The organism is Umezawaea sp. (assembly GCF_057122925.1).
The window spans coordinates 19,553-37,362 of the sequence record NZ_DBNGPQ010000174.1 but is presented as its reverse complement, the minus strand read 5'-3'; the positions used below and the strand labels follow the sequence as shown (position 1 = coordinate 37,362).

General features: G+C 72.4%; 14 protein-coding genes. 7 read left to right on the top strand and 7 right to left on the bottom strand.

Features of this window, described 5'->3' with window-relative positions:
* Window positions 1-110: 110 nt before the first annotated feature.
* The 3 genes from AC156L_RS38775 to AC156L_RS38765 all read right to left on the bottom strand — a co-directional run bounded on the left by AC156L_RS38775 (window position 111) and on the right by AC156L_RS38765 (window position 2,972).
* On the bottom strand, window positions 111-1,145 hold the full coding sequence (locus AC156L_RS38775; protein WP_330875213.1) for an LLM class flavin-dependent oxidoreductase: 1,035 nt from the start codon (window positions 1,143-1,145) through the stop codon (window positions 111-113).
* 117 nt (window positions 1,146-1,262) lie between these two features.
* Entirely contained in the window at window positions 1,263-2,012 is a 750-nt protein-coding gene (locus tag AC156L_RS38770; RefSeq protein ID WP_330875212.1) for an SDR family oxidoreductase, read from the bottom strand.
* Between the two features lie 69 nt (window positions 2,013-2,081).
* Window positions 2,082-2,972 (bottom strand): RNA polymerase sigma-70 factor, encoded by an 891-nt coding sequence (locus AC156L_RS38765; protein WP_330875211.1) that lies wholly within the window; start codon window positions 2,970-2,972, stop codon window positions 2,082-2,084.
* Window positions 2,973-3,028: 56 nt separating this feature from the next.
* Between AC156L_RS38765 and AC156L_RS38760 the strand changes: the two genes are divergently transcribed.
* The 4 genes from AC156L_RS38760 to AC156L_RS38745 all read left to right on the top strand — a co-directional run bounded on the left by AC156L_RS38760 (window position 3,029) and on the right by AC156L_RS38745 (window position 7,756).
* Window positions 3,029-3,355, top strand: a complete 327-nt coding sequence (locus tag AC156L_RS38760; RefSeq protein ID WP_330875210.1) for a ClpX C4-type zinc finger protein — start codon at window positions 3,029-3,031, stop codon at window positions 3,353-3,355.
* A 111-nt stretch (window positions 3,356-3,466) separates the two neighbouring features.
* The gene (locus tag AC156L_RS38755; protein ID WP_330875209.1) at window positions 3,467-5,971 is read left to right on the top strand and encodes an ABC transporter substrate-binding protein; all 2,505 of its coding nucleotides are present in this window, start codon (window positions 3,467-3,469) and stop codon (window positions 5,969-5,971) included.
* A gap of 87 nt (window positions 5,972-6,058) precedes the next feature.
* Window positions 6,059-6,997 carry a GlxA family transcriptional regulator gene (locus AC156L_RS38750; protein WP_330875208.1) on the top strand — a complete coding sequence of 313 codons (939 nt, stop codon included), beginning with the start codon at window positions 6,059-6,061 and terminating at the stop codon, window positions 6,995-6,997.
* 12 nt (window positions 6,998-7,009) lie between these two features.
* Window positions 7,010-7,756 (top strand): DUF427 domain-containing protein, encoded by a 747-nt coding sequence (locus AC156L_RS38745; RefSeq protein ID WP_330875207.1) that lies wholly within the window; start codon window positions 7,010-7,012, stop codon window positions 7,754-7,756.
* A gap of 1 nt (window position 7,757) precedes the next feature.
* Here AC156L_RS38745 and AC156L_RS38740 read toward each other — a convergent pair whose 3' ends face one another.
* Window positions 7,758-9,506, bottom strand: coding sequence for a helix-turn-helix domain-containing protein (locus AC156L_RS38740; protein WP_330875206.1), 1,749 nt, complete (start codon window positions 9,504-9,506; stop codon window positions 7,758-7,760).
* Window positions 9,507-9,627: 121 nt separating this feature from the next.
* On the opposite strand from AC156L_RS38740, the gene AC156L_RS38735 reads away from it, so the two are divergent.
* Window positions 9,628-11,001: an FAD-binding oxidoreductase gene (locus AC156L_RS38735; RefSeq protein WP_330875205.1), complete on the top strand. Its 1,374-nt coding sequence runs from the start codon at window positions 9,628-9,630 to the stop codon at window positions 10,999-11,001.
* Window positions 10,998-12,473 carry a carboxylesterase/lipase family protein gene (locus AC156L_RS38730; RefSeq protein WP_330875204.1) on the top strand — a complete coding sequence of 492 codons (1,476 nt, stop codon included), beginning with the start codon at window positions 10,998-11,000 and terminating at the stop codon, window positions 12,471-12,473. The genes AC156L_RS38735 and AC156L_RS38730 overlap by 4 nt, the downstream gene beginning before the upstream one ends.
* 193 nt (window positions 12,474-12,666) lie before the next feature.
* Here the strand turns inward: AC156L_RS38730 and AC156L_RS38725 are convergent, their stop codons facing one another.
* Window positions 12,667-13,593, bottom strand: coding sequence for an amidohydrolase family protein (locus tag AC156L_RS38725; RefSeq protein ID WP_330875203.1), 927 nt, complete (start codon window positions 13,591-13,593; stop codon window positions 12,667-12,669).
* Between the two features lie 70 nt (window positions 13,594-13,663).
* Window positions 13,664-14,644: a TerC family protein gene (locus AC156L_RS38720; RefSeq protein WP_330875202.1), complete on the bottom strand. Its 981-nt coding sequence runs from the start codon at window positions 14,642-14,644 to the stop codon at window positions 13,664-13,666.
* A gap of 750 nt (window positions 14,645-15,394) precedes the next feature.
* Between AC156L_RS38720 and AC156L_RS38715 the strand changes: the two genes are divergently transcribed.
* Window positions 15,395-16,141, top strand: a complete 747-nt coding sequence (locus tag AC156L_RS38715) for an MHYT domain-containing protein (protein ID WP_330875201.1) — start codon at window positions 15,395-15,397, stop codon at window positions 16,139-16,141.
* A 69-nt stretch (window positions 16,142-16,210) separates the two neighbouring features.
* Here AC156L_RS38715 and AC156L_RS38710 read toward each other — a convergent pair whose 3' ends face one another.
* The gene (locus AC156L_RS38710; protein ID WP_330875200.1) at window positions 16,211-17,728 is read right to left on the bottom strand and encodes an MDR family MFS transporter; all 1,518 of its coding nucleotides are present in this window, start codon (window positions 17,726-17,728) and stop codon (window positions 16,211-16,213) included.
* Between the last annotated feature and the right edge of the window lie 82 nt (window positions 17,729-17,810).

Here is a 17,810-nt window from a genome sequence, read left to right as displayed (position 1 = left end):
CCGAGCACGCCCGCGCCGCCGCGGCGGCCCTGCTGGGCTAGCAGGGGTTCCGGTACGGCTCGTCGGGGACGTTCCTGGCCCACTCGGCCTCGGAGACGCGGTCTCCCGCGCTAGGCGCCGAGTTCCTGGCGCACCACCGGGAGCACCTCGGTCCCCAGCAGTTCGATCGCCGTCATCACGGTGGCGTGCGGCACGCCCGCCCAGTCCATCTGCATCGCGTACCGGTCGGCCCCGACGAGCCGTCCGACGGAGATCATCCGTTCGGCGACCTCCTCCGGGCTGCCCGCGAAGAGCGCGCGGGCGCCGCGGGTGTACTCGTCGTACTCGCCGCGGGTCGGCACGGCCCAGCCCCGTGCCCTCGCGCCGTACTTCATCGTCTCCAGCCAGTACGGGTAGAAGGACTCCTTGGCGTCCTGGGAGTTCTTCGCCACGAGCCCGATGGCGCTCATCGTCACGTGCATGTCCTCGGGCGCGTGCTCGCCGGCTTCGCCCGCGCGGCGGTAGAGGTCGACCAGCGGCGCGAAGCGCTCCGGTTCGCCGCCGATGACCGCGTACACGATCGGCAGCCCGAGCACGCCCGCGCGGGCCGACGACTCCGGGTTGCCGCCGGTGCCGACGGAGATGCGCAGCCGCTCGCCGTACGGGCGGGGCAGGATGCGCGCGTTCTCCAGCGGCGCGCGGAACCGGCCGGACCACGTGATCGGGTCCTCGCGGTCGATCCGCAGCAGCAGGGCCAGCTTCTCCTCGTACAGCTCGTCGTAGTCGCCGAGGTCCGCGCCGAACAGCGGGAACGACTCGGTGAACGACCCGCGCCCGGCCAGCAGCTCGGCCCGCCCGCCGCTGAGCTGGTCGAGCGTCGTGAACTGCTGGTACACCCGGACCGGGTCCTCGGTGCTCAGCACGGTCACCGCGCTGCTCAACGTGATCCGCTCGGTCACGCTCGCCGCGGCGGCGAGCACCGTGCCGGGGTTGGAGATCGCGTAGTCGTCGAGGTGGTGCTCGCCCAGCCCGTAGAAGCCGAGGCCCAGCTCGTCGGCGAGCCTGATGCGCTCCACGGTGTTCTTCAGCGCCTGGGACACCGAGACCTGCTCGCCGGTCAGCGGGTCGGGGTGCCGATCCGCGAAGCTGTAGATCCCGATTTCCATGCTTCCTCCGCCGCGCCGGTGATGGTCCACGACCGAACCTACGCCTCGAAGGTTGAAGCATCAACGTGACTGTGGTGAGCGTCGCGGCGGCCCCGGCCGGGGCCGCCGCTCCGACGGCTACTTCTCCTGCGCCGCCAGCCACTCCGCGAAGGTGGTCTCGGCCTTGAGGCCGCCCTCGCCGGTCACCAGGCTGCGCTCCTCCAGCTCGGTGCCGAAGTAGCGGGCGTGCGGGTCGGTGACGACCGCGCGCGAGTCGCCGCGCGCGGCCAGGCTCCGGCGGATGAGGTCGTCCATGCCGATCAGCTCGGGACCGCCGACCTCGACGACGCCGTTGACGGGCGCGCCGACGGTGACGCGGCCGACGGTCGCCGCCACGTCCTCGGCGGCGATGGGCTGCATCAGCGCCGACGGCGCGTGGACGACGCCGTCCACGGTCGCGGCCTCGCTGATGGACTTGGCGAACTCGTGGAACTGGGTCGCCCGCACGATCGAGTAGGGCAGGCCCGACTTGGTGATGAGCTGCTCCTGCGCGACCTTCGCCCGCAGGTAGCCGCTGTCGGGCAGGCGGTCCGCGCCGACCACCGAGAGCGCGACGTAGTGGCCGACACCCGCGTCCGCCGCCGCGGTCAGGAGGTTGGTGGTCGCCGTCTCGAAGAACGCCAGCACGTCCGCGTCGGCGAACGACGGGGAGTTCGACACGTCCACGACGACGTCCGCGCCGGTGAGGACCTCGGCCACGCCTTCGCCGGTGATGGTGTTCACCCCGGAGGCGGGCGACGCGGGAACGGCCTCGTGGCCGTGCTCGCCGAGCTTCGCCACGAGCTTGGAACCGATGAGCCCGCTGCCGCCGATAACCACGATCTTCATGGTGCACCTCTCACGTTGCCGCTGTCCGGTCACCAGTCATGACCGGACGGCCCCCGGCCCTGTGACAGCTCAGGCGGAGGAGATGGCCGCGATCTTCGCCGGGTTCATCGCCCACAGCACCTGGTCGATGCCCTCCTCCGACGCGGTGACCGTGATGACGGCGAACGCGACGCCCTCGCGGGCGACCACGACGGACGCCCCGCCGTTCGCCTCGACCCAGGTGGTCGTCGTGTCCGCCCAGAAGTGCCCGGCGAACGCGGCGACGAACCGCGAGACGTGCGTGCGGCCGACGACCGGGATCTTCGAGGCGCGCACGACTCCGCCGCCGTCGGAGTAGCTGACGACGTCCGCCGCGAGCAGGTCCTCCAGCGCGAGGAGATCGCCCGTTCGGGCGGCGACCAGGAAGGCGTCGAGCAGCCGCCGCTGCTCGGTCCGGTCGACCGGCGCGCGCCGCCCGTCGGCGACGTGCTTGCGGGCGCGGCTCACGAGCTGCCGGACGTTCGCCTCCGACGTCGCGACGATCTCCGCGATCTGCGCGTACGGGTAGTCGAACGCCTCCCGCAGCACGTACGCCGCCCGCTCGGTCGGCGTCAGCTTCTCCAGCAGCAGGAGGATCGCCATCTCCAGCGCCTCGCCGCGTTCGGCGCCCAGCGCGGGATCGGCGCTGGTGTCGACCGGTTCGGGCAGCCACGGGCCGACGTAGGTCTCGTGCCGCGAGCGGGCGGACTGGGCCGAGTTGATCGCGAGCCTGGTCGTGACCGTGGTGAGGAACGCCGGGATGCTCCTGACCACCTCGCGATCGGTGGTCTGCCAGCGCAGCCAGGTCTCCTGGACGACGTCCTCGGCCTCCGCCGCGCTGCCGAGCATCCGGTACGCGATGCCGAACAGGCGGGAGCGCTGGTCGTCGAACTCCGCCGCTGCCTGGTCGAGTCCGGTCGGGTCGAGGGGGTTGACGGCCACGGAGGTCACGCTATCGTCAACCGTGTGTCAGGTTGCGCCTGACAAAGGAGGTTCGAATGTGCTCGTTCTGCCACAAGGCCGCCGCCGACGTGCGGAAGGTCATCTCGGGGCCCGGCGTCTACATCTGCGACGAGTGCGTGGCCCTGTGCGTGGACATCCTCGGTGCGGACGGTCCGTCGGAGTCACGCGTGCCGGAGTGGGCAGGCATGACCGACGAGGAGCTGCTGGCGGGCCTGCCGCGCATCGCGGCCACCTCGGCGCAGGTGGAGGCGGGCCTGCGGGAACGCGTGCTGGACCTGCGGGAGCGCGGTGTCACGTGGGTGCGGATCGGCGATGCGCTCGGCATGACCCGGCAGTCGGCGTGGGAGCGGTTCCACGGCTGAGTGGTGACCCGAACGGGGGCCGTTCCCCGGTCGAAGGATCCTCGATCGGGGAACGGTGGTGCTGCCTAACCTCCGTCGCGTCCAGCGACCGAGCAGCGGAGGTCCCCACCCGTGTCCGACACCACCGACACACCGGTAGCGCTCACCCACCGGGCGGTGGCGGCCCGTGACTCGGACCCGGCCGCCGCCCGTGAGCTGCTCGGCCGGGCCCTGGCGAAGGAGGCGGACTACGAGCCCGCGTGGCGGTGGCTGGCCGAGGTGGTCGACGAGCCCGCGGAACGGCGGTTCTGCCTGGACCGGGCGTTCGCGATCGAGGCCGACCCGCTCACGGGCCGGGCGCTGCGGGCGCTGGACGGCGTGGCGGCCAGGCCGCCGCGCGAGGTCGAGGAGCTGGTGGAGCCCCCTCGGCCGAAGGCGGACGCCCCGCCGCGTCGGCGGGGCTCGTGGGTCGCGCTCGCGGTGGTGGCGGCCGTGCTGCTGTCGGTCGTCGGGGTGTACTCGGCGTCGGGCCACCCGAGCGGGGAACCGGTGTTCGTCGCCCTGGTCGCGGGGATGGCGAAACCCGGTTCGGTCGCGATGGAGCGCGGGCTGAGGATGCGCCTGGACGAGGTGAACGCGGCGGGCGGTGTCGACGGGCACCCGGTGGAGCTGCTGGTCCACGACGACGAGGACCGGGTGGACCGAGCTCGGGAGATCGCCGAGGAGATCGTCCGCGAGGACCGGGCGATGTACGTGGTGGGGCACGGAAGCAGCGACACCGCCCTGGCCGCCGCGCCGATCTACCAGCGGGCCCGCATCCCGGCGATCACGCCGTCGGCCGGGTCGTCGCGCATCACCGACGGCAGCGACTGGTACTTCCGCAGCATGTTCGGCAACCGCACCCAGTCGGACTTCCTGGCCGCCTACGCCGCCGACGTGCTCGGGGCGACGCGGGCCCAGGTCGTGCACGACCCCGACGAGGCGGGGACGTCCGTTCGGGAGGCGTTCGCCGAGTCGTTCGGGCGGTTCGGCGAGGTGGTGGCGACGACACCGCTCGACGGGTCCGCGGTGGACCCGGCGGCGCTGGACCCGTTCGCGCCGATCGTGCTGGCGACCGACCCCGACCGCGGTGTCGACGTGCTCCGGCGGCTCAGGACGGGCGGCGTCACGGCGCCGGTGCTGGGCGTCGCCTCCCTCGGCACGCAGGCGTTCCACGACGCGCTGACCGCGGCCGAGCGCGACCTGGGCCGACCGGGCCTGCTGACGGCGAACCTGTACGCGGGCACGCCGCTCGCGAACGACTCGCTGTCCGGGCAGGCGCTGACGTGGGCCCAGGAGTACGGGCGGCGGTACGGCGAGGAACCGCTGTGGCACGCCGCGACGGCCCGGCAGGCGCTCAACGTCGGCCTGCACGTCATGGGCCTGGGAGGCATGGGCCTCACGCCCGAGCGGCGCGCGGCCGACCGGCAGCGGGTGCGCGACGGGTGGGCGGCGCTCAAGGACCGGAAGAACTCGTTCCCCGCGCTGCTCGGGCCGCTGTACTTCTCGCCGACCGGGTCCGCGCAGATGCCGGTGTCCGTGGTGACCAGCGACGGGGAGCGGTTCGCGTCCACCCCGGTGCAGCTGACGATCTACGACCCGCCGTCGGACGAGGCCCTGCGCCAGGGGCTGGCCGGCGGATCGGTCATCGCGATCGGCGACCGGTACCTGAGCCGCCGCCAGGTCGTGGCGACGGGCATCAACCTCAACGAGGTGCGCGACCTGGACACCAGGGACGGCACGTACTTCGTCGACTTCTTCCTGTGGCTCAAGTACACCGGCGACCACGGGGCCTCCGACGTGCAGTTCGTCAACGCGGTCAAGCCCGACCTCAAGCTCGGCCAGCCGCTGCGGGACGTGACCGAGAACGGCTCCACCTACCGGCTCTACCGCGTGGGGGAGCGCTTCAAGACCGGGTTCGAGTTCCGCGGGTTCCCGTTCGACCACCAGCGGCTCGTCGTCGTGCTCCAGAACCGGACCCGGACCGCCGACCAGGTCGTGTACGCGACGGACCGGGAGATCCTCGACCAGCCGCCGAGCACCTTCCTGCGCAGCGGCACCGACGCGAACGAGGACATCAACCAGATCCCCAACTGGGTCGCGGCCTCGGCGCGGTTCTTCCAGCGCACGGTCGGCAGCAGCGACGCGCTCGGCGACAGCGCGGGCGCCGGGTCGGGCATCTACTACAGCCAGTACGCGGGCGAGGTGGAGATCGCCCGGGACACGGCGCCGTTCCTCGTCAAGAACCTGCTGCCGCTGGTGCTGCTGATCTGCGTGACCTACCTGTCGCTGTTCTTCTCCGCGTCCGACGGCGGCGCGCCCGTGTCGATGGGCGTCACGGCGATCCTGAGCACCGCCGTGCTGCTCAACAACGTCACCTCGCAGCTCCCGTCGGTCAGCTACACGGTGGCGCTGGAGTGGGGCTACTACGCGTTCATCCTGCTCGCCGCGACCTGCGTGCTGATCGCGATGCTGCGCAAGAGGCTGGCGTCGACCCGGCGCGCGGTCGCCGAGCGGAGGCTGACCAGGGCGGCGCGCGTCGGCTACCCGCTCTACCTGCTCGGGGTGGTGCTCACCTACGTGGTCGCCTTCGCCTGAACGGACGCGGCCCCGGTGGCCGGGAATTGGTGCCCTGGAACGAAAACTGCCTGACACCGGCCTCCGGAATGCTGCCACGATGGGGGGATGCTGGTGACGATCCTCGCGTTCGACGGCGTGACGACGATCGACATCGCCGGCCCGGCGGACGTCTTCTGCCACGCCAACCGGTTCGGCGCCGACTACCACGTGCAGGTGGTGTCGGCGGACGGCGCGCACGTCCGCTCGTCCTCCGGCGTGAGGGTGGTCGTCGCGGGCGCCGCGCGGTACTCCCAGCCGGGTGGCACGCTGCTGGTCCCCGGCGCGGACGGCGCGGTCGACGTGCACCTCGACCCGCGGCTCCTGGACGCGGCCAGCCTGCTGGCCGTGGGCGCCGACCGGGTCACGTCGGTGTGCACGGGCTCGTTCCTGCTGGCCGAGCTCGGCCTGCTCGACGGCAGGGAGGCGACCACCCACTGGCGGCAGGTCGACCTGTTCGCGCGGCGCTACCCGAGGGTGCTGCTCCGACCGGACGACCTCTGCGTGCGCGACGGCGACCTCGTGACGGCGGCGGGCCTCAGCTCCGGCATCGACCTGGCGCTCGCGCTGGTGCAGGACGACCACGGCGCGGAGGTGGCCGCCGAGGTCGCGCGGGCGATGGTCGTGTTCCTGCGGCGGCCGGACCGCCACTCGCAGTTCGCCGTGCGGTCGCGCGGCCAGGTGTCGCGCCGGAGCCCGCTGCGCGCGGTGCTGGACGCGGTCGCCGCCGACCCCGCCGCGAACCACTCCGTCCCGGTCATGGCGGCCACGGCGGCCGTGAGCCCGCGCCAGCTGTCGCGGCTGTTCCACGACGAGATCGGCACGACCCCGGCCCGGTACGTGGAGCTGGTGCGGCTCGACCTGGTGCGGGAGCTGCTGCGCAGGGGCCACACCGCGGCCGTGGCGGCGGCGCGCAGCGGGTTCGGCAGCGACGAGACGCTGCGGCGGGTGTTCACGGGCAGACTGGGGTTCTCGCCGACCGCCTACCGCGAGCGGTACCAGAACTGACGACAGGACACCATGACGGACTTCCCCGCGTCGATCGTGCCGGTCGACCACGTCCAGCCCGTGCCGCGGCGCGTCCGGGGTGTGCTGGCCGACGAGGTCGTGGTCGACTCCACCCGCGCCCTCTACGTCTGGGAGCACCCGTACTACCCGCGGTTCTACTTCCCCCGCGCCGACGTCCGCGCGGACCTCCTCCTCGACGAGCACACCACCCGCGCCACCAGCCGGGGCGTCGCGCACGTCCACGGCGTGCGGGTCGGCGGGGTGCACCGGCGGTCGAGCGCCCTGCGCTACCCGGACTTCCACGACTCGGTGTGGTTCGACTGGACCGCGGTGGACCGGTGGTTCGAGGAGGACGAGCAGGTCTTCGTGCACGCGCGCAGCCCGTACGTGCGGGTGGACGCGCTGCGCTCGTCGCGGTCGGTGCGGATCGAGCTGGACGGCGTGGTGGTGGCCGAGTCGTCGTCGCCGGTGCTGCTGTTCGAGACCGGCCTGCCGACCCGGTACTACCTGAGCCGCACCGACGTGGACTTCTCCGCGCTGACGCGCACGGACACGGTGACCTCGTGCCCGTACAAGGGGACGACGTCCGACTACTGGTCGATCACCACGCCCCGCGGCGCGCACCCGGACCTGGCGTGGAGCTACGCGTTCCCCACCGCGGACGTGCTGCCCGTCGCGGGCCTGGTCGCGTTCTACGGCGAGAAGGTCGACGTCGTGCTGGACGGCGTGCGGCTGGACCGCCCGGTGACGCACTTCTGAGTCACGACGACAGCCGCGGCAGTGCGCGGTGCAGCCGCAGCAGCAGGTGCAGGTCCAGCGCCCGGTCCGGCTCGCGCCAGCTCGGGCCGAGCAGCCGGTCGACCACCGCGAGCCGCTGGTAGAGCGTGTTCACGTGAACGCCGAGTTCCGCCGCCGCGGCGGCCGGGCGCTTCCCGTGGTCCAGGAAGGCGTGCAGGGTGCGCAGCAGCGGCACCGCGCGGTGCCGCTCCTCCGCCAGCACGGCGCCGAACTCGCGCTCGACCATGCCCCGCACGTTCTGCCGCCCCTGCCCGCTGAGCAGCACCTGGTACACGCCGAGGCCTTCGGCCGAGGTCAGCCGTCCGGTGCGGTCGAGGGCGACCAGCGCGTCCAGCGCCAGCTCGGCCCGCTGGCGGCAGCGGACCAGGTCACCAGCGCCGGACGCCGGTCCCGCGACCCCCGCCGTGAGCCCGGCCGAGTCGTCCCAGCTCCCGGCGAGCGCCTCCGGGTCGTCCACGGGCACGGCCGCGAGCAGCCGTCCGCCCTCGGTGGCCACGCTCGACCCCTCCGGCAGCACCGCGACGAGCCGGGACCGGGCCGCGGGCGTGCTCGGTCGCGCCACGAGCACGCTGTACGTCCGCGCCGGGTCGAGCCCGGCGCCCCGCAGCTGCCGCGCGGCGTCGACGACGGGCCGGGACAGCAGGTCGAGCAGGTGGGCGTCGCGGGTCAGCCGGGCGGCGCGCTCGACGGCCTCCTGCCCCACCAGGACCAGCGCGAGCGGGGGAGCGGCGCGCTCCAGCAGCAGCCGGTCGTCCGCGCCCGGCCCCGCCAGCACCAGCGCGCCCAGCACGCGGCGGCCCGCGATCACCGGCTGGACCAGCAGGTCCCCGACGAGGGTGGCCGTGCTCGCGCCGTCCAGGGAGTCGAGCACCGGCCCCAGCACGTCGGGGTGCACGGGAGGCCGCTCGCCCGCGTGGACGAACACGACCTCGTCGGTCGCCGACGCGGCCACCTCGCCGAGCAGGTCGTCCACCCCGCCGCCGTCGAGCACGACGCGGGTGAGCCGCCGGTCCCAGTGCAGCGTCCGTTCGAGCCGGTGCACGGTCGCGCGCGACTCCTGCGCCGACCGCGCGTTGTCGATCGCCACGGCCGCGTGCGCGGCCAGCGCCGACAGCAGCGCGATCTCGTCCTCGCCGAAGCCGCGCTCCTGCCGCTTGCACGCGAGCAGCGCGCCGAGCACCCGGCCGCGCACCCCGAGCGGCACGCCGAGCAGGCCGCGCATGTTCTCCGCGGTCGCCGCCCGGTCCGCGGCGGCGTCGTGGCTGATGTCGGGGTCGGTGCGGTAGTCGGGCGTCCACACCGGTTCGGCGCGCGCCACCACGGCGGCGGCGACACCGGTGTCGAGCGGGATGCGCAGGCCCAGCAGGTGCGGGGTGAGCGCGCCGTCGGCGACGTCGATGCGCAGGTGGTCGTCCTCGACCAGCGCGAGGTAGGTCAGGTCGACGCCGAGCAGCCGTCTCGCCTGCCCGACGACCTCCCGGACCAGGTCCTCCGGGTCGTCCAGGCTCGCGAGGCGGTGGGCGGTGTCGTTCAGCGCGGCCAGCTCGGTCGCGCGCTGCCGCCGCTGGTCCAGCAGGGAGCGCAGGCGCAGCGCGGAGTGCGCGTCGCGGTCGACGGCCGCGCCACCACCTGCCGCGCGCAGCTCGTCGTGGTGGCGGGCCAGCGCGTCCGGGGACGCGTCGGCGAGCAGCAGGTCCAGCCACGAGGTCACCGCGACTCCTTCGAGTGGAGAGGGTCTCCACCACAACGACCCGTTGATGGAGGGTCCGCACATTGTCGCTCGTCGGTGCCGTGGTTAGCGTCGGGGGTGGGACACCAGTGGAGGTGGGCGGATGGACGACGTGAGCGCGCTGCTCCCGCCGGGTCGGGTGCTCCGCGACCCCGACGTGCTGCGCTCCTACAGCCACGACGAGGCGGAGTGGGCGCCGTGGGAGCCGCCCGCGTTCGTCGTCCGGCCGCGCACGGCCGAGGAGGTCCAGGTCGTCGTGCGGTACTGCGTCGAGCACGGGATCCCGGTCGTCGCGCGCGGCGCGGGCACCGGGCTCTCCGGCGGCGCCAACGCGACCGCGGGCTGCGTGGTGATCACCCTCGACGGGATGCGGACGATCAGGGAGATCGACCCCCTGGAGAAGCTCGCCGTCGTCGAACCCGGTGTGGTCAACGACGACCTGCGCGCGGCCTGCGCCGAGCGGGGCCTCTGGTACCCGCCGGACCCGGCCAGCTCGCCGTGGTCGACCATCGGCGGCAACGTCGCCACCAACGCGGGCGGCGTGTGCTGCGTGAAGTACGGCGTCACCGGCGACTACGTGCTGGGCCTCCAGGTCGTGACCGGCACCGGCGAGCTGGTGCGGCTCGGCCGCCGCACCGCCAAGGGCGTCGCGGGCTACGACCTCACGTCGCTGCTGGTCGGCTCCGAGGGGACGCTCGGCGTCATCACCGAGGTCACCGTGCGGCTGCGGCCGAGCCGGGCGCCCGAGCACACCGTCGCGGGGTACTTCCCGTCCGTCGTCGCGGCGGGCCTCGCCGTGGAGCGGATCGCGGCCGCCGGGCTCACGCCGTCCGCGCTGGAACTGGTCGACCGGACCTGCCTCGCCGCCGTGGACGAGTGGAAGAACATGGGCCTCTCCGCGGACGCGGACACCGTGCTGCTGGGCCGCACCGACGCTCCCGGTGCGGCGGGCGACGCCGAGGCGGACGCGCTCCTGGCGTGCTTCGACGCGGCGGGCGCGACCTGGAGCGCCCGGTCCACCACCCAGCAGGAGGCCGACGCGCTGTTCGACGCCCGCCGCCTCGCCTACCCGGCGCTGGAACGGCTCGGGCCGGTGCTGACCGAGGACGTCTGCGTCCCCGTCGGCCGGGTCGCCGAGATGCTGGGCCGCATCCAGGCCATCGGCGTCCGGCACGACACGAAGATCGCCAACATCGCCCACGCGGGCGACGGCAACCTGCACCCGCTGCTGCTCACCAGGACCGGCGACGACGACGGCAGGGCCCGCGCGCAGGCCGCGTTCGCCGACATCATCGCCGAGGCCCTGGACCTCGGCGGCACCGTCACCGGCGAGCACGGCGTCGGCCTGCTCAAGCGCGACGGGCTCCGGCGCGAACTCGACCCGGCCGTGCTCGCGCTGCACCGCGCCGTGCGCGACGCGCTCGACCCGCACCACATCCTCAACCCCGGCAAGGTGTTCGGACAGGAGACGGCATGACCACGGAACCACTGGTGCGCCTCGGCGACGCCACCCTGCGCGGGACGCACGCCGACGGGGTGTTCTCGTTCAAGGACATCCCCTACGCGCGCGCCGAGCGGTTCGGCCTGCCGGAACCCGTCGTCCTGTCCGGAGAACGCGACGCGCGGACGTTCGGACCCACGGCACCGCAGGGGAGCACGCGCATCCCCGGTGTGGACCTGGAGGGCATCGTCGGACCGGGCTGGGTGCCCGGCGAGGACTACCTCACGGCCAACGTGTGGACGCCGGACCCGACCGCGGCCGGGCTGCCGGTGATGGTGTTCGTGCACGGCGGCTCGTTCACCGGGGGAGCGGCGAGCACCGCCGGGTACGACGGCACCGCGTTCGCGCGGGACGGCGTGGTGCTGGTGACGGTGAACTACCGGCTCGGCGTGCTCGGGTTCGGCTCCGTGCCGGGGTTCCCGGAGAACCGCGGTCTGCGCGACCAGATCGCGGCGCTGGAATGGGTGCGGGACAACGCCTCCGCCTTCGGCGGCGACCCCGGCGACGTGACGGTGTTCGGCGAGTCGGCGGGTGCGCTCAGCGTGTGCGACCTGCTGGCCGTCCTGCCGTCGGGGCTGGTGCGCCGGGCGATCAGCCAGAGCGGCGGCGGATCGCACCTGCTCACGCCGGCGCAGGCCGCCGTGACCACCCGCGCGGTCGAGGAGGCGCTCGGCGGGCCGGTCACCGAGGCCGACGACGCCGCGCTGGTCGACGCGCTCACCCGCGTGGCGACGGGGCGCCCGGACCTGACCGTGGACGGGGTGCGCGACCCGCTGATGGGGTTGTCGCCGATCGGCCCGGTGCTGGACGGCGACCTGTTCCACGACCAGCCCGTGGACGTCGTGGCGGCGGGGGCCGCGGCGGGCGTGGACGTGCTGGTGGGCAACAACTCCGACGAGATGAACCTCTACCTCGTCGGCCTCGGCGCGGCCCTGCCCGAGGTCACGCCCGAGGTGCTGGCGTTCTCCGTCGCCCGCCTGCACCCCGAACCCGACCGCGTCGTGGACGCGTACCGGGCCGCGGGCCGCGGCGACACCCCCGGTGAGCTGCTGGCCGCCATCGGCACGGACTTCATGTTCGCCGTCCCCACCGCCCGGCTGGCCGACGCGCACGCGCCGCACGTCGCCGGGACGTGGCGGTACGAGTTCACCTGGCGCTCGCCCGCGTTCGACGGCAGGCTCGGTGCGTGCCACGGGATCGAGCTGCCGTTCGTGTTCGACGTGCTGGACCGCGTCGACTTCGGCCTGCTCGGCGTCACGCCGAACGCCGAGACCACCGCGCTCGCCGCGAGCGTGCACGCGGCGTGGGTCCGCTTCGCCCGCGACGGCGATCCCGGCTGGCCCCGCTACACGGCGGAGCACCCCGCCGTGCGCCGGATCGGTCCGGAGTGGACGACCACGGTCGAGGCCGACGGCAAGGAACGCGCGGTGTGGGAAGGCGTGCGCTGACTGCTCGACGGGTGACCGCTCGGGGACCCGGACGGTCGAGTCCCCGGCGGTGACGCTGCCCAGCGGGGCCAGCGCGCCGGACTGGGCCTGATCGACGACATCGGGTTCACCGGCGTCGACCCCCACCTGCTCACCGCGCGCCTGCGCTGCTGAGCGGTGACCCCGTCACCGGCGCCGCGACGGCGACGGGGCGTCAGCGGCCCAGCAGGCGCTCCGCGTTCCGGGTGGTCAGCTCGCGCCAGTCCGCTCCCGGAGCGCCGTCGATCGAGGCCAGCTGCCGGGCGACGGCCTCCGGCGGCGTGAAGCAGAAGTCGCTGCCGTACAGCAGCTTCCCGGTGCCGACCACGCTCGCCAGCGCGGGGACCTGGGCCGGGAACGGGGTGCCCGCCAGGTCGAACCACAGACCGCGGAGCTGGTCGCGGGTCGGCGCGCCCCCGCCGGAGGTGAAGGTCGTGCGGAACAGCTCGATCCGGTCGGCGAGCAGCGCCAGCGTGCCACCGCAGTGCGGGATGACGAACCCGATGCCGGGGAACCGCTCCAGCGCCCCGCTGAACAGCAGGTCCGCCACGGTCCTGGTGGTGTCGAACGGGAACTCCAGCATCGGCCGGGGCCGGTCCGGTGACACGGCCTCCCAGCCGCGCGGCGACGTGGGGTGGACGAACGCGACGGCCCCCCGGCGGTCCAGCTCCTCCAGCAGCGGCGTGAACAGCGGGTCGCCGAGGTAGCGGCCCTCCACGTTGGACTCCAGGGCGACGCCGTCGGCCCCCAGCTCGTCCAGCGCACGGGCCAGTTCCGCCAGCGCCGCCCCGACGTCGGGCAGCGGCAGCGCGGCGAAGCTCCCGAACCGGCCGGGGAACCGCGCGGCGACCTCGGCAGCGCTGTCGTTGACGTGCCGGGCCAGCTCCGCCGCCGCGGTGTCGTCGCCGAGGTGCACGCCGGGTGAGGACACCGACAGCACGGCCTTCGCGATGCCGTTGTCGTCCATCAGCCGCAGGTGCCGCTCCGCGCTCCACGTCGGCCACGCGGGCATCCCGTCCGGCAGCGCGTGCCCGGACCGGGAGGCCTCGGCGACGTACCGCTCGGTCAGGAAGTGCGCGTGCACGTCGATCAGGTCCGCCATGCGGCCATGGTGCCCGAGCCGCGACGACGGCCCGCCGGGAACCCGGCGGGCCGTCGTCGAACGGGGCAGGCTACTTGGCGGCGGCCTCGTCGCGCTTGGACTTGACGAGGCTGGCGACCGTGGTGACCAGCAGGACGCCGATGATCACCGGCAGGGACACCTCGATGCCGATCGTCGGCACCGCCAGCGGCTCACCGCCGTTGAGGAACGGCAGCGTGTTGGTGTGCAGCGCCTCCAGGACCAGCTTCACGCCGATGAACGCGAGGATCAGCGAGAGGCCGATCGACAGGTACACGAGCTTGTTCAGCAGACCGCCGAGCAGGAAGTACAGCTGCCGCAGGCCCATCAGGGCGAAGGCGTTGGCCGTGAAGACGAGGAACGGCTCCTTGGTGAGGCCGAAGATCGCCGGGATCGAGTCGAGCGCGAACAGCAGGTCGGTCGTGCCGATCGCGAGCATGACGATGAACATCGGGGTCACGAAGCGCTTGCCGTCGATCTTGATGAACGACTTGGCGTCGTGGTAGCGGTCCGACACGGGGTAGACCTTGCGGACGAACCGGAGCAGCGCGTTCTCCTTGTACTCCTCGTCCTCGTCGTGCTTGGTCCTGGCCAGCTTGTAGCCGGTGTAGATCAGGAACGCGCCGAAGATGTAGAAGACCCAGCTGAACTGCGCGATGACCGCCGCGCCGACCGCGATGAAGATGCCGCGCATCACCAGCGCGATCAGGATGCCGACGAGCAGCACCCTGCCCTGGTGCACCTTGGGCACCTTGAAGGTGTTCATGATGATCAAGAAGATGAACAGGTTGTCGATGCTGAGCGAGTACTCGGTGATGTAGCCGGCGAAGAACTCACCCGCGTAGACACCGCCCGAGAAGTACCAGATGCCCAACCCGAACAGGATCGCGAGGGTGACGTAGAACGTCACCCAGCGACCCGCTTCGCCGAACGACACCTCGTGCGGCCTGCGGGCCACGAGCACGAGGTCCACGACGAGCAGACCCAGCAGGCCCACGACTGTCGCGAGCCACAACCACAGTGGTACAGACATGAGGAATCGACCCTCCGGCTCTCGGCGCGCGCGCCTGTGACCGGAGGTCTCCTCCGCCGGCTGACGCCGACCGGCGGAACCGGGAGCCAAGGGGAACTCCGTGCTGACGGCACCGCCGCGCTGGGAGTACTCCCCTCCGCGAACTGGGACAGTGTCCCTTATGTCCTGACCTCCTCGCCACACGGGGATGAGGCACCACCCTGATCGTGTATTCACCGTCGGCGGTTTTCCCGCCGGGAGGTTCACGCGGTTCACGGGGTCGGGTGTCCACGTCAACCACGTTCCGACTAGGGGTTTTCGGCGGCGGTTCGACGCGCGGACCAAAAGGTGAATTCAAATCACGAATTGCTCGCCCCCGGTTTCCTCGCCATTCGCCGTGGGTGACCGGTCGGGCACCCTCCGCTGCCGCGCGCCATTCGGGAAGCTGATGGATGGTAAGAACGCCGTCACGGCATCCGGTTCGGCCAGGTCTACTCAGAGTGGTTCTAGGGGTGCGTAATAAATCCGCCTCCGCAGGCGATGGCTCGTCGCTAGGTGCCTCCTCGGCTACGGTATGTAGCCGAGATTCGACGCATTATCTCGAATGGATTACGGGGTCTCTTTCGCGCTGGTGGATCGTGGGATACCGGGTTACGAATTGAGCCCTGCTGCCGGGTGTCGGCCGATCGGGTTCCCCACGCCGCGCGCGCAGGTGATGACCCTCAGTCCGCATCCCACCCAAGGACCGGTGTGCTCGTGAACCACGATTCGATGCAGCATTTCTCGTCGGGTCTCTGGACCCCGGTGCTGGCGTACGCCATCTCGGTGATCGGGTCGTTGATCGGCCTGTCGTGCATGTCGAGGGCCAGGAACGAGGTCGAGCGCAAGTCCAAGGTGCTGTGGACCGTCTTCGGGGCGCTCGCCATCGGCGGCGTCGCCATCTGGCTGATGCACTTCATCGCCATGCTCGGCTTCGACGTCACCAGCGGCTCCGTCAAGTACTCCGCCCCGCTCACGGCCCTGTCCGCGCTGATCGCGGTGGGTGTGGTGGGAGTCGGGCTGTCCATCGTGACCTTCCTGCGGGTCACCCCGGTGCGCCTCGTCGGCGCGGGCGTCCTGGCCGGTCTCGGCGTGGCGGGGATGCACTACATGGGCATGTCGGCGATCCGGTTCCAGGGCGAGCTGTCCTACAGCACGGCCCTCGTGGCGCTGTCGTGCGGCATCGCGGTCGCCGCCGCCACGACCGCCCTCTGGTTCACCCTGGTCGTGAAGACGGCCGCCGCCCGCGTCGCCGCGGGGCTCGTCATGGGCGTCGCCGTGACCGGGATGCACTTCACCGGTATGGCCGCCGTCACCGTGGAGGCGGATTCGACGATCCCCGCGCCGGTCGGCACCGACGTGTTCGACCTCGTGTTCCCCGTTTTCGTGATCGGTGGTCTGGTCGTCGCCGTTCTGCTGTGGACGTTGTTCACCTCCGAGAACGACCCGCTCGGCGAAACCGCGGACAACCTCGGCTGAATTCCCCGAAAACGTGGGCGCGCCTTCCCTGATCACGTCGTTTAAATTCCGTCGACGCGGCCGAGAACGTCAGACGAATTCGATTTCCTTCGTCCGGCGGGGCATCAGCAGAACGGTGAGCGCGCTGCACGCGGCGATCACCAGCAGGGCGAGGAAGACGTTGTGGGTCGCGTCGGCCAACGCGCTCCGCACGAACACCACCACGGGTGACGACGGGTCGGCGTGGCCGCCCAGCACGACCGTGGTGGCGTCCACGCTCGGCGGGAGGTCGGCCGCCACGTCGGCGGGCGGCTGGGCGAGCCGGTCGGCCAGGGTCGAGTTGGCGATGGCGCCGAACACGGCCACCCCCACGGCGCTGCCCAGCGAGCGGCTGAACATGTTCGTGGCGGTCACCACGCCCCGGCGCTCCCAGCCCACGGTCGACTGGACGGCGATGACGGTCGGGCTGGACACCAGCCCGAGGCCCACGCCCATCACGAACGCCCCCGCCGCGGCCTCCCAGACGGCCGACCCGCCGGACAGCAGGGCGATCACCACCGCGCCCGCGATCACGAACACGCTGCCGATCAGCGACGTGTCCCGGAACCCGATCCGCATGTAGACCCGCCCGGCCATCGCCGCGGAGATGGGCCACCCGAACGTCAGCGCGGCCAGCGCGAACCCCGCGACCAGCGCCCCCGTGCCGAGCACCCCCTCCACGAACGTCGGCAGGTACGACGTCAGCCCCATCAGCAGCGCGCCCACGATCAGCGCCGTCAGGTTGCCGCCGTTCAGCGTGCGGTGGCCGAACACCCACATCGGCAGGATCGGCTCGGCGACCCGGCGTTCCACCAGCACGAACACCACCAGCACCACGCCGCCGACGCCGAACACCAGCAGGCTCTGCCACGACCCCCACGCCCACGCCACGCCGCCCTCCAGCAGCCCGAGCAGCACCAGCGGGAGGCCGGTGGTGAGCAGCGCGGCACCGAGGTAGTCGACCCTGTGCACCTGCTTGACCACGTTCTCCTTGAACCGCAGCGCCAGGAACACCACCGCGACCGCGCCGAGCGGCACGTTGACGAAGAAGATCCACCGCCACGACAGGTAGTCGGAGAACACCCCGCCCAGCGCGGGCCCGATCAGCGACGCCACGGCCCACACGCTGGTCACGTAGCCCTGGACCTTCGCCCGCTCCTCCACGGTGTAGAGGTCGCCGAGCATCGTGATGCTCATCGGCTGCACGGCACCCGCGCCGATGCCCTGGACGGCGCGGGCCGCGATCAGCACCGGCATGCTCCACGCCGCGCCGGACAGCACCGAGCCCAGCAGGAACACGCCGATGCCGAAGAACATCACCGGCTTGCGGCCGTAGATGTCGGCGAACTTCCCGTACAGCGGCACGGTCACGGCCTGGGTCAGCAGGTAGATCGAGAACAGCCACGGGAACTGCGAGAACCCGCCGACGTCCTCCACGATGGACGGCACGGCGGTCGCGATGATCGTGCTGTCGAGCGCGACCAGCCCGGTGGTCAGCATCACCGCCAGCAGGACGGGACCGCGGTCCGAGCGGAGGCCCAACTGCTTCCGGGTGAGCGGTGCCGTCATGCGTTCGTGCTCCCAACGTCCGGGTGGGCTGAAGATCCCCCCACGACCAACACCGACCTCGTCCCCCGCCATTCCGCCCTGG

Excerpts from the sequence above, each read along its gene's own strand:
- AC156L_RS38715 (WP_330875201.1), top strand. The coding sequence starts at position 15,395 with ATGCAGCATTTCTCGTCGGGTCTCTGGACCCCGGTGCTGGCGTACGCC.
- AC156L_RS38770 (WP_330875212.1), bottom strand. The coding sequence starts at position 2,012 with ATGAAGATCGTGGTTATCGGCGGCAGCGGGCTCATCGGTTCCAAGCTC.
- AC156L_RS38750 (WP_330875208.1), top strand. The coding sequence starts at position 6,059 with ATGCTGGTGACGATCCTCGCGTTCGACGGCGTGACGACGATCGACATC.
- AC156L_RS38735 (WP_330875205.1), top strand. The coding sequence starts at position 9,628 with ATGGACGACGTGAGCGCGCTGCTCCCGCCGGGTCGGGTGCTCCGCGAC.
- AC156L_RS38710 (WP_330875200.1), bottom strand. The coding sequence starts at position 17,728 with ATGACGGCACCGCTCACCCGGAAGCAGTTGGGCCTCCGCTCGGACCGC.
- AC156L_RS38725 (WP_330875203.1), bottom strand. The coding sequence starts at position 13,593 with ATGGCGGACCTGATCGACGTGCACGCGCACTTCCTGACCGAGCGGTAC.
- AC156L_RS38745 (WP_330875207.1), top strand. The coding sequence starts at position 7,010 with ATGACGGACTTCCCCGCGTCGATCGTGCCGGTCGACCACGTCCAGCCC.
- AC156L_RS38775 (WP_330875213.1), bottom strand. The coding sequence starts at position 1,145 with ATGGAAATCGGGATCTACAGCTTCGCGGATCGGCACCCCGACCCGCTG.
- AC156L_RS38760 (WP_330875210.1), top strand. The coding sequence starts at position 3,029 with ATGTGCTCGTTCTGCCACAAGGCCGCCGCCGACGTGCGGAAGGTCATC.
- AC156L_RS38730 (WP_330875204.1), top strand. The coding sequence starts at position 10,998 with ATGACCACGGAACCACTGGTGCGCCTCGGCGACGCCACCCTGCGCGGG.
- AC156L_RS38720 (WP_330875202.1), bottom strand. The coding sequence starts at position 14,644 with ATGTCTGTACCACTGTGGTTGTGGCTCGCGACAGTCGTGGGCCTGCTG.